Below are 9,350 nucleotides of genomic sequence, written 5' to 3' on the forward strand. Positions count from 1 at the left end.
GAAATGCGTTTGAATACTCTATCACCGGCTGCGGGTTCTAAGCCTTCTAAGAAGCGCGTAGGTCGTGGTATCGGTTCTGGCCTTGGCAAAACAGCCGGCCGTGGCCATAAAGGTCAAAAGTCTCGCTCTGGCGGCAGTGTTCGTCCAGGTTTTGAAGGCGGTCAAATGCCTTTGAAACAGCGTCTACCTAAGTTCGGTTTCACTTCTCGTAAGAGCCTAGTGACTGCTGAAGTTCGTCTAGCTGAGCTAGCGAAAGTAACTGGTGACGTTGTAGATCTTAACAGCCTTAAAGCTGCTAACGTAATCACTAAGAACATCGAATTTGTAAAAGTTGTTCTTTCTGGTGAAATTAACAAAGCTGTGACTGTTAAAGGTCTTCGCGTAACTAAAGGCGCTAAAGCTGCTATTGAAGCTGCCGGCGGTAAAATCGAAGAATAATCTTCGAGGGAAAGGTACAGATGGCTAAAAAACCAGGACAAGATTTTAGTAGTGCAAAAAGTGGCGTAGCGGAACTGAAAACACGCCTTCTATTCGTATTAGGCGCGTTGTTAGTGTTTCGTGCGGGCTCTTTTGTGCCGATCCCTGGTATTGACGCGGCTGTACTTGCCCAACTGTTAGAACAGCAGCAGGGCACCATCGTTGAAATGTTTAACATGTTCTCCGGTGGTGCACTTGAGCGTGCATCTATCTTGGCCCTTGGTATCATGCCGTATATTTCGGCATCGATTGTGGTCCAATTGCTAACTGTGGTTCATCCCGCTCTAGCCGAGCTTAAAAAAGAGGGTGAAGCTGGCCGACGTAAAATCAGTCAGTACACACGTTATGGCACGCTTGTACTTGCAACATTCCAAGCTATCGGTATAGCAACAGGCTTACCGAACATGGTCGACAATCTGGTTGTTATCAACCAAACCATGTTCACCCTGATTGCAACCGTGAGTTTAGTAACCGGTACCATGTTCTTGATGTGGTTAGGTGAACAAATTACAGAGCGCGGAATTGGTAACGGTATATCGTTAATCATCTTTGCAGGTATTGTTGCAGGATTGCCTTCGGCAATTGGTTCGACAATTGAGCAGGCGCGTCAAGGTGAATTGCACGTACTTCTTCTATTGTTGATTGCAGTTTTAGCATTTGCTGTTATCTACTTTGTTGTATTCATGGAACGTGGTCAGCGTCGTATCGTCGTTAACTACGCCAAGCGTCAACAAGGTCGTAAGGTATTTGCAGCGCAGAGCTCTCACTTGCCATTGAAAATAAACATGGCTGGTGTTATCCCTGCGATATTTGCATCAAGTATTATTTTGTTCCCAGGAACATTAGCACAGTGGTTCGGTCAGAACGGCGAAAGTGCGACATTCGGTTGGTTAACTGATGTGTCATTAGCTCTTAGCCCAGGTCAACCTTTGTACGTAATGCTTTATGCATCAGCAATCATCTTTTTCTGCTTCTTCTACACGGCGTTGGTATTCAACCCGCGTGAAACAGCAGATAATTTGAAGAAGTCTGGTGCTTTCGTACCCGGCATCCGCCCAGGAGAGCAGACAGCAAGATACATCGATAAAGTAATGACTAGACTAACCTTAGCGGGTGCTCTATATATTACCTTTATCTGTCTGATTCCCGAGTTCATGATGGTCATGTGGAACGTACGTTTCTACTTTGGCGGCACATCACTACTAATCGTAGTTGTTGTAATCATGGATTTCATGGCACAGGTACAGACTCATCTGATGTCACAACAGTATGATTCTGTGTTGAAGAAAGCAAATCTGAAGGGCTACGGCCGTTAATTCGGTCTTAGTTCCAGATTTCATTTACGGAGTTTAGCAATGAAAGTTCGTGCTTCCGTTAAAAAAATCTGCCGTAACTGTAAGGTTATCAAGCGCAACGGTGTTGTGCGTGTAATCTGCAGTGAGCCAAAGCACAAACAGCGCCAAGGCTAATTAGCAGAATTTTTTACTTGAAAAACAGGGTAGGTTCGAGTATATTCCTCGGCCTACCTTTTGCGTGCAAAAGAAGTAGTATGCCGCAGCGTATCCTCGACGGGCTTTGCTGCGGATAATTCTTTACATAAGTACTAGGAGTGAATAGTGGCCCGTATAGCAGGCATTAACATTCCTGATCATAAGCATTCTGTAATTGCACTAACTGCAATCTACGGTATTGGTAAAACCCGTTCTCAAGCTATCCTAGCTGAAGTGGGTATTGCTGAAAATGCTAAGATCAGTGAACTAACTGAAGAGCAGATCGATCAACTGCGTGATGGTGTAGCTAAATACACTGTAGAAGGTGATCTACGTCGTGAAGTATCGATGAACATCAAGCGTCTTATGGACCTTGGCTGTTACCGCGGTCTTCGTCATCGTCGCAGTCTACCACTACGTGGACAGCGTACTAAAACCAACGCTCGCACCCGTAAGGGTCCGCGCAAGCCGATCAAAAAATAATCGGATAAGGTAGAGAGTACAATGGCAAAACAACCAACTCGCGCACGTAAACGCGTTCGCAAGCAAGTAGCTGATGGCGTAGCGCACATTCATGCTTCTTTCAACAACACAATCGTAACCATCACTGACCGTCAAGGTAACGCACTAGCTTGGGCTACTGCAGGTGGTTCAGGTTTCCGTGGTTCTCGTAAGTCAACTCCGTTCGCAGCTCAGGTTGCAGCAGAGCGCGCTGGCGAAATGGCTAAAGAATATGGCCTAAAGAACTTGGAAGTTATGGTTAAGGGCCCTGGTCCTGGTCGTGAGTCAACTATCCGTGCACTAAACGCTGCTGGATACCGCATCACTAACATCGTTGATGCAACTCCGATCCCTCATAACGGTTGTCGTCCACCTAAGAAACGTCGCGTTTAAGTTTCGTTTCTAGGAATATTGGAGAAAGAACATGGCTAGATATTTGGGTCCTAAGCTGAAGCTTAGCCGTCGCGAAGGTACTGACTTATTCCTTAAGTCTGGTGTCCGTGCGATCGATACCAAGTGTAAAATTGATAACGCACCAGGTGTACACGGCGCTCGTCGCGGTCGTCTATCTGAATATGGCGTTCAGCTTCGTGAGAAGCAAAAAGTTCGTCGTACATACGGCGTTCTAGAAAAACAATTCCGTAACTACTACAAAGAAGCTGCACGCCTTAAAGGCAACACAGGTGAAAACCTGCTTCAGCTTCTTGAAGGTCGTCTTGATAACGTAGTTTACCGCATGGGCTTTGGCGCAACTCGCGCAGAAGCACGTCAGCTAGTTAGCCACAAAGCTATCTTAGTTAACGGTAAAGTTGTAAACGTTCCTTCATTCAAAGTAGCGGCAAATGACGTTGTTTCTATCCGTGAGAAAGCTAAACAGCAATCTCGCATTAAAGCGGCTCTAGAAGTTGCTGAACAACGCGAAAAGCCAACTTGGATTGAAGTAGATGGCAGCAAAATGGAAGGCACGTTCAAGCGTTTACCAGAACGTTCTGATCTGTCTGCTGACATCAACGAACACCTGATCGTCGAACTTTACTCTAAGTAAGGTTTAAACTAAAGAGAGGACACAATGCAGGGTTCTGTAACAGAATTTCTTAAGCCACGTCTCGTTGATATCGAACAGATTAACACGACACACGCAAAAGTAACTCTTGAGCCATTAGAGCGTGGTTTCGGCCATACTCTTGGTAATGCACTTCGCCGTATTCTTCTATCTTCTATGCCGGGTTGTGCCGTAACAGAAGTAGAGATTGAAGGTGTGCTACACGAATACAGCACTAAAGAAGGCGTTCAAGAAGACATTCTTGAGATCCTACTAAACCTTAAAGGTTTGGCTGTACGCGTAGCGGAAGGCAAAGATGAAGTGTTTATTACACTGAACAAATCAGGCTCAGGCCCTGTGGTTGCAGGTGACATCACCCATGATGGTGATGTAGAGATCGCTAACCCTGAGCACGTTATTTGTCACCTAACGGATGACAACGCTGAGATCGCTATGCGTATCAAAGTTGAACGTGGTCGTGGTTATGTTCCAGCTTCAGCTCGCATCCATACCGAAGAAGATGAGCGCCCAATCGGTCGCCTACTTGTTGATGCTACATACAGCCCAGTAGACAAAATTGCCTACTCTGTAGAAGCAGCACGTGTAGAGCAACGTACTGATTTGGACAAGCTTGTTATCGATATGGAAACGAACGGCACTCTTGAACCGGAAGAAGCTATCCGTCGTGCAGCAACTATTCTTGCTGAACAATTGGATGCGTTCGTAGATCTTCGTGATGTACGAGTTCCAGAGAAAGAAGAAGAGAAGCCGGAGTTCGATCCTATCCTACTTCGTCCTGTAGACGATCTTGAGCTAACAGTTCGCTCTGCCAACTGTCTAAAAGCAGAAGCGATTCACTACATTGGTGATCTTGTTCAGCGTACTGAAGTGGAGCTTCTTAAAACCCCTAACCTTGGTAAGAAATCACTTACTGAGATTAAGGATGTGCTTGCTTCTCGCGGCTTGTCTCTAGGTATGCGCCTAGAAAACTGGCCACCAGCGTCAATCGCTGAAGATTAATCAATATTAGTTAGAAGGATTAGGTCATGCGCCATCGTAAGAGTGGTCGTCAACTCAACCGCAACAGCTCACATCGCAAAGCGATGTTCAGCAATATGGCTAGCTCTCTTGTACGTCATGAAGTTATCAAGACTACATTGCCAAAAGCAAAAGAGCTACGTCGCGTAGTTGAGCCTTTGATTACATTAGCTAAGACTGACAGTGTTGCTAACCGTCGTCTAGCATTTGCTCGCACTCGTGATAACGAAGTTGTGGCAAAACTATTTAACGAACTAGGTCCACGTTTCGCTACCCGTCAGGGTGGTTACACACGTATCCTAAAAGCTGGCTTCCGTGCTGGTGATAAAGCTCCAATGGCTTACATTGAGCTTGTAGATCGCCCAGCTGCTGAAGAAGCTGCTGAGTAATAGTTCAGTTAGAACTGAAAAGCCGGGCATCTGCCCGGCTTTTTTGTGTCTGCAATTTAAGAATGAATATTAGTTTGCCTTAATACCAATCGTAGTAAGTAACTGATCATCCTAGCTTGTTAAAACACTCGATAACGGCGTTAGAATTTTTGATTGTAGAATAACTACTTATCAAAAAGTTCTGCCTTGTTATCCAGCGTTTTTCCTACGCTACTTCTGAACACTTACCTACTGTGATTGGTATAACTATAGTCGAATTGCCCATTCATATAAGTTTTAGCGGCAAGGCTAATAAGATAGCCTCTATCCCCACAAACTAGTTAATGAACCTAATAACCCACTGCTTGCGCCCTCAGAGGTCAGGTACTGTATGATAATGGGTGCAAATTGCGATACCAAGGCCGGATCTATTCCCAACCCTTCAAAGGTACTCTTCACTGAATCCATATCGGTGATCATCGACGTCAAGCCGGTTGATCCGGTGAAACTGTTTAGGCCTGGAATTAAAGAGCTTAATTCACTGGAGTTTTCATCCGATAGTTGCGTTTGAGCTAGAGAAAGTAAAGCACCCGCACCACCTGCTGCTTGAGTTGCTGTGACATCCAATTCACTAGAAAGTAGATCTGCCAAGGGGGTACTTTGCGCGGTATTGAGCTGCTCGCCTATCTGAGTGGTAAGCGCTGACATATCTGGTTGTTTCTCTTCATCATCATCTGAACCAAATAGTCCAAATAAAGCATAACTTGGGGTACTTAATACCAAGGCACCAATTAAGGTAGATACAGCTAGTCCCTTCATTCCGTATTCCTCTTTGTTTTAGGTTTCTTAAGTCTAGGTAAGGAATGAGCGCTTTGCTCAGTTTGCTTAAACGAATTGGCAATAAAAAACGGCGTTTAGTAGGCCGTTTTTTATAGTCTCATTAAGTTGAAATTATTGATTTAGTGCTTGCTCTAGGTCGGCGAGGATATCGTCAATATGCTCGATACCAACAGATAAACGAATCATCTCAGGGCTTACACCTGCATTTTTTTGTTCAACCTCTGTCAACTGTCGGTGTGTTGTCGAGGCAGGGTGGCAAGCAAGGGACTTCGCATCGCCAATGTTGACCAGGCGCTTGAAGATCTGTAGTGCGTCATAGAACTTAACACCTGCCTCGTAACCATCTTTCAAGCCAAATGAAAGTATACTTGATGGCTTACCTTGCATGTATTTCTGAGATAAAGAGTAAAACTCTGAATTGGTAAGTCCTGCGTAGCTCACCCAACTTACTTTAGGATGCTGTTGTAGGTAGTTTGCAACCTTAATAGCGTTCTCACAATGACGCTCCATGCGCAAAGAGAGTGTCTCGAGACCCTGCATCAGCATGAAGGCATTCATAGGCGACAAGGCAGAACCAGTATTTCGTAGTGGAACCGTACGTGCGCGACCAATAAATGCCGCTTCACCAAAGGCTTCTGCATAAACCACACCGTGGTAAGAAGGCTCTGGTTGGTTGAATACTGGGAATCTGTCTTTGTGTTGCGCCCAAGGGAACTTCCCTGAGTCGATGATCATGCCGCCCAAAGTGGTGCCGTGACCACCTACGTATTTAGTCAATGAATGAACTACGATATCGGCGCCATGCTCGATCGGTTTGCATATTGCAGGAGTCGCAACAGTATTATCTACGATGACAGGAACACCTTGTTGGTGTGCTAGCGTGGAGATGCCTTCAAGATCGGCGATGTTACCTGCTGGGTTACCGATGGACTCACAGTAAACTGCTTTGGTTTTTCCGTCTATTAGCGCCGCTAGTGTTTCTGGCTTGTCATCTGCTGCGAATCTGACCTCAATACCTAAGCTTGGGAACATGTGGGCAAACAGGGTATAGGTGCCACCGTACAATTGTGGCGTCGATACGATATTATCGCCTGCTTGTGCCAAGGTAAGCACGGCGTAATGTATTGCAGAGCTTCCCGCACTCACTGCTAGACCAGCGATCCCGCCTTCTAGGGCCGCCATACGTTTTTCTAATACATCATTAGTTGGGTTCATGATTCGGGTATAGATATTACCCGGGACGGCTAGATCAAAGAGATCTGCGCCATGCTGAGCATCATCGAATTCATAGGCCACGGTTTGATAAATCGGGGTAGCACAAGATTTAGTGGTTGGGTCGGTTTCGTATCCATGATGGATCGCTAGAGTTTCGTCTTTCATCTGCTTATTCCTATCCTTGTGGAAGAAATAAGATGCCACGTTTTAATGGGGTTCTACAAGAGGGGCTGTGTCGCGTTTTTGAATATAGAGTTTGCACAAAAAAAGGCTTTCCCGTGAGGAAAAGCCTTTTTAAACATAGTCTTTGTAAGAATTACAGGATAGCCAGTAGTTCTACTTCAAATACTAGTGCAGCGAACGGAGGGATTGCAGCGCCAGCGCCACGCTCACCGTATGCAAGATCTTGAGGAATGTATAGCTTCCACTTAGAACCAACAGGCATTAGTTGAAGAGCTTCAACCCAACCTTTGATAACGCCAGTTACTGGGAACTCAGCAGGTTGGCCGCGAGATACAGAGCTGTCGAATACAGTGCCGTCAGTTAGCTCACCGTGGTAGTGAACACGTACTTGTGCGTCAGAAGTTGGAACTTCACCAGTACCTTCAGTCAGTACTTCGTATTGAAGACCAGACTCAAGAACGGTTACTTCAGAACGAAGAGCGTTGTCTTTAAGGAACGCTTCACCGTCTGCAGCTGCAACTTTAGCTTGCTCTGCACGTGCAGATTCAACACGTGTGTGAAGCTCTTGAAGTGCGTTGTTGATCTCGTCAACTTCGATTGCTGGCATGCCGCCAGTCAAAGCTGTTGCGATACCTGCAGCGATAGCGTCAACGTTAAGGCCTTCAAGACCGCTGCCAGCTAGTTGCTGACCCATTTGTAGACCGATACCGTAGCTTGCTTTTTGCTCTACAGTTTCGAATTGAACTTCAGACATAATTGTCACTCTCAGTTTTTTGATATAAAGGCGCAAGCATACCAGTTCTGACCTGCGTTGAAAATTGCTCCTATAAATGCGGGTCAAATTTTATATAAATATTTCAGGCTCTCTTGATCATTTGGAAACCAAGTGTGTAAAAATCAAGTCAGCCAACACTGGAGTAGCTCTCAATTTCAGTTAAATTTCGTTCAATTCTGTTTCATAGAGAGAGTCGGGTGTGTTCATTGAGCGGTTTTTTTTATATCCTGATAGAAATGGATAAGTCGGAGTGATATGGGATGAATCGACGTACCCGCTCTAAGAGACACACAGAAGTATTATTAGACACGTGGAACCAAATAGAGTGGAAAGCACTGCCTTCAAAGATTAAAGGCGGCGTGACTTCGTTACCGAAATTACATCGCAGGGCGTTGATGATCATTGTACCTGTTACCTTGATCCTTGTTTTTATGCCAACCCCAAAGATCACTTCAGGGATTGAAGCTGGCACACCCATCAACGAGAGAGTATCAGTACCCATTAACACCCGTGGTTTGAGTGAGCAATCAGTCAGCACAACAACGACCACAACAAGCGTTGCCGTGGCAGGTGAAGAACCCGTCAAAGAGCAATGGATCGAGTATGAGGTGAAAGCAGGCGACACCTTGGCCAATGTGTTTCGTGAAAACAGTCTTGCAATGACTGATTTGAATGCCTTGGCAAAGATTGAGGGAATCGATAAGCCCCTTAGTCAGATTAAGCAGGGGCAACTTGTACGATTCAAGCGAGATGCAGACGGTCGCTTGGACATCCTTCAGCTTGAGCGTTCTGGTGATTCAGTGATGTTCTTCAGATTATCGGATGGTGGATTCGGTCGTAGTAAGTAACTACTTACTACGCTTTTCTTCGCATATCTATATGCGGGATACCATCTTCAAGGTAAGGGGCTGAGAAAGCCTCAAAACCATGTCTTTTGTAAAACTGCTCTAAATGCGCTTGAGCGCCAATTTCAATGGCTTGATTGGGCCACAGGTGTAGACACTCTGCTACCGCCTTCTCCATCAAGCTGTGCCCCAGCTTTAACTCTCTCACGGATGGGCAAACTACCACTCTACCTATGCTTGTCGCTGGATAAGATAATCCAGCAGGAATGAGGCGAGCGCCAGCAACCACACGGTCGTCAATGAGACCGATGAGATGCTTAACTCCATCAAGTAAATCTTTATTGTCTAGCTCTGGGTAAGCACACTCTTGCTCGACAACAAAGACATCGACACGAAGCTTCAATACTTGGTAGAGAAGTCGGTTGTCCATCTCGTCAAACGAAAGTCGTTTCCATTCAATCATGTAAGTAAGTACCCATTTACTAAAAGTGTGGCTATTCCGAATAGGTTATCACAACTTATACCAATCGTAGTAAATAGCTGGTCATCCTAGCTTGTTAAAACACTCGATAACGG

At 45.5% G+C, this 9,350-nt stretch carries 13 protein-coding genes; 9 read left to right on the forward strand and 4 right to left on the reverse strand.

From position 1 onward, the window contains the following. The first annotated feature begins 3 nt into the window (after positions 1-3). From rplO to rplQ, 8 genes are all read left to right on the forward strand, one after another. Positions 4-438 (forward strand): 50S ribosomal protein L15, encoded by a 435-nt coding sequence (gene rplO / locus D5I41_RS09375; RefSeq protein ID WP_119009568.1) that lies wholly within the window; start codon positions 4-6, stop codon positions 436-438. 20 nt (positions 439-458) lie between these two features. Continuing rightward, positions 459-1,793, forward strand: a complete 1,335-nt coding sequence (secY, locus tag D5I41_RS09380) for a preprotein translocase subunit SecY (protein ID WP_017029082.1) — start codon at positions 459-461, stop codon at positions 1,791-1,793. Positions 1,794-1,832: 39 nt separating this feature from the next. Continuing rightward, positions 1,833-1,946 carry a 50S ribosomal protein L36 gene (rpmJ, locus tag D5I41_RS09385; RefSeq protein ID WP_000868186.1) on the forward strand — a complete coding sequence of 38 codons (114 nt, stop codon included), beginning with the start codon at positions 1,833-1,835 and terminating at the stop codon, positions 1,944-1,946. 147 nt (positions 1,947-2,093) lie between these two features. Then, entirely contained in the window at positions 2,094-2,450 is a 357-nt protein-coding gene (rpsM, locus tag D5I41_RS09390) for a 30S ribosomal protein S13 (protein WP_017029081.1), read from the forward strand. Between the two features lie 21 nt (positions 2,451-2,471). Beyond that, the gene (gene rpsK / locus D5I41_RS09395) at positions 2,472-2,861 is read left to right on the forward strand and encodes a 30S ribosomal protein S11 (RefSeq protein ID WP_004398450.1); all 390 of its coding nucleotides are present in this window, start codon (positions 2,472-2,474) and stop codon (positions 2,859-2,861) included. Between the two features lie 31 nt (positions 2,862-2,892). Beyond that, positions 2,893-3,513, forward strand: a complete 621-nt coding sequence (gene rpsD, locus D5I41_RS09400) for a 30S ribosomal protein S4 (RefSeq protein WP_119009569.1) — start codon at positions 2,893-2,895, stop codon at positions 3,511-3,513. A gap of 24 nt (positions 3,514-3,537) precedes the next feature. Then, positions 3,538-4,530: a DNA-directed RNA polymerase subunit alpha gene (locus D5I41_RS09405; RefSeq protein ID WP_017029079.1), complete on the forward strand. Its 993-nt coding sequence runs from the start codon at positions 3,538-3,540 to the stop codon at positions 4,528-4,530. A gap of 26 nt (positions 4,531-4,556) precedes the next feature. After that, the gene (gene rplQ / locus D5I41_RS09410) at positions 4,557-4,937 is read left to right on the forward strand and encodes a 50S ribosomal protein L17 (protein WP_017029078.1); all 381 of its coding nucleotides are present in this window, start codon (positions 4,557-4,559) and stop codon (positions 4,935-4,937) included. A 303-nt stretch (positions 4,938-5,240) separates the two neighbouring features. On the opposite strand, the gene D5I41_RS09415 is transcribed toward rplQ, so the two are convergent. The 3 genes from D5I41_RS09415 to bamJ form a co-directional block, all read right to left on the reverse strand. Continuing rightward, positions 5,241-5,735 (reverse strand): DUF2780 domain-containing protein, encoded by a 495-nt coding sequence (locus D5I41_RS09415; protein ID WP_119009570.1) that lies wholly within the window; start codon positions 5,733-5,735, stop codon positions 5,241-5,243. 132 nt (positions 5,736-5,867) lie between these two features. Further along, the gene (locus D5I41_RS09420) at positions 5,868-7,136 is read right to left on the reverse strand and encodes an O-acetylhomoserine aminocarboxypropyltransferase/cysteine synthase family protein (protein ID WP_119009571.1); all 1,269 of its coding nucleotides are present in this window, start codon (positions 7,134-7,136) and stop codon (positions 5,868-5,870) included. Positions 7,137-7,287: 151 nt separating this feature from the next. Next, complete coding sequence (gene bamJ, locus D5I41_RS09425) at positions 7,288-7,908, reverse strand: BamJ family beta-barrel-assembly machinery protein (protein WP_119009572.1); 621 nt, start codon at positions 7,906-7,908, stop codon at positions 7,288-7,290. Between the two features lie 281 nt (positions 7,909-8,189). Here bamJ and D5I41_RS09430 point away from each other — a divergent pair, with 281 nt between their 5' ends. Next, the gene (locus tag D5I41_RS09430) at positions 8,190-8,777 is read left to right on the forward strand and encodes a LysM-like peptidoglycan-binding domain-containing protein (RefSeq protein ID WP_119009573.1); all 588 of its coding nucleotides are present in this window, start codon (positions 8,190-8,192) and stop codon (positions 8,775-8,777) included. 7 nt (positions 8,778-8,784) lie between these two features. Here the strand turns inward: D5I41_RS09430 and D5I41_RS09435 are convergent, their stop codons facing one another. Then, positions 8,785-9,237 (reverse strand): GNAT family N-acetyltransferase, encoded by a 453-nt coding sequence (locus D5I41_RS09435; RefSeq protein WP_119009574.1) that lies wholly within the window; start codon positions 9,235-9,237, stop codon positions 8,785-8,787. Positions 9,238-9,350 lie beyond the last annotated feature (113 nt).

This window comes from Vibrio superstes, from assembly GCF_003569005.1.
Classification (GTDB): Bacteria; Pseudomonadota; Gammaproteobacteria; order Enterobacterales; family Vibrionaceae; genus Vibrio; species Vibrio superstes.

Coding starts and splice junctions, on each gene's coding strand:
- rpsK (WP_004398450.1), top strand. CDS start 2,472: ATGGCAAAACAACCAACTCGCGCACGTAAACGCGTTCGCAAGCAAGTA.
- D5I41_RS09435 (WP_119009574.1), bottom strand. CDS start 9,237: ATGATTGAATGGAAACGACTTTCGTTTGACGAGATGGACAACCGACTT.
- bamJ (WP_119009572.1), bottom strand. CDS start 7,908: ATGTCTGAAGTTCAATTCGAAACTGTAGAGCAAAAAGCAAGCTACGGT.
- secY (WP_017029082.1), top strand. CDS start 459: ATGGCTAAAAAACCAGGACAAGATTTTAGTAGTGCAAAAAGTGGCGTA.
- rpmJ (WP_000868186.1), top strand. CDS start 1,833: ATGAAAGTTCGTGCTTCCGTTAAAAAAATCTGCCGTAACTGTAAGGTT.
- rplQ (WP_017029078.1), top strand. CDS start 4,557: ATGCGCCATCGTAAGAGTGGTCGTCAACTCAACCGCAACAGCTCACAT.
- rplO (WP_119009568.1), top strand. CDS start 4: ATGCGTTTGAATACTCTATCACCGGCTGCGGGTTCTAAGCCTTCTAAG.
- D5I41_RS09430 (WP_119009573.1), top strand. CDS start 8,190: ATGAATCGACGTACCCGCTCTAAGAGACACACAGAAGTATTATTAGAC.
- D5I41_RS09405 (WP_017029079.1), top strand. CDS start 3,538: ATGCAGGGTTCTGTAACAGAATTTCTTAAGCCACGTCTCGTTGATATC.
- D5I41_RS09420 (WP_119009571.1), bottom strand. CDS start 7,136: ATGAAAGACGAAACTCTAGCGATCCATCATGGATACGAAACCGACCCA.
- rpsD (WP_119009569.1), top strand. CDS start 2,893: ATGGCTAGATATTTGGGTCCTAAGCTGAAGCTTAGCCGTCGCGAAGGT.
- D5I41_RS09415 (WP_119009570.1), bottom strand. CDS start 5,735: ATGAAGGGACTAGCTGTATCTACCTTAATTGGTGCCTTGGTATTAAGT.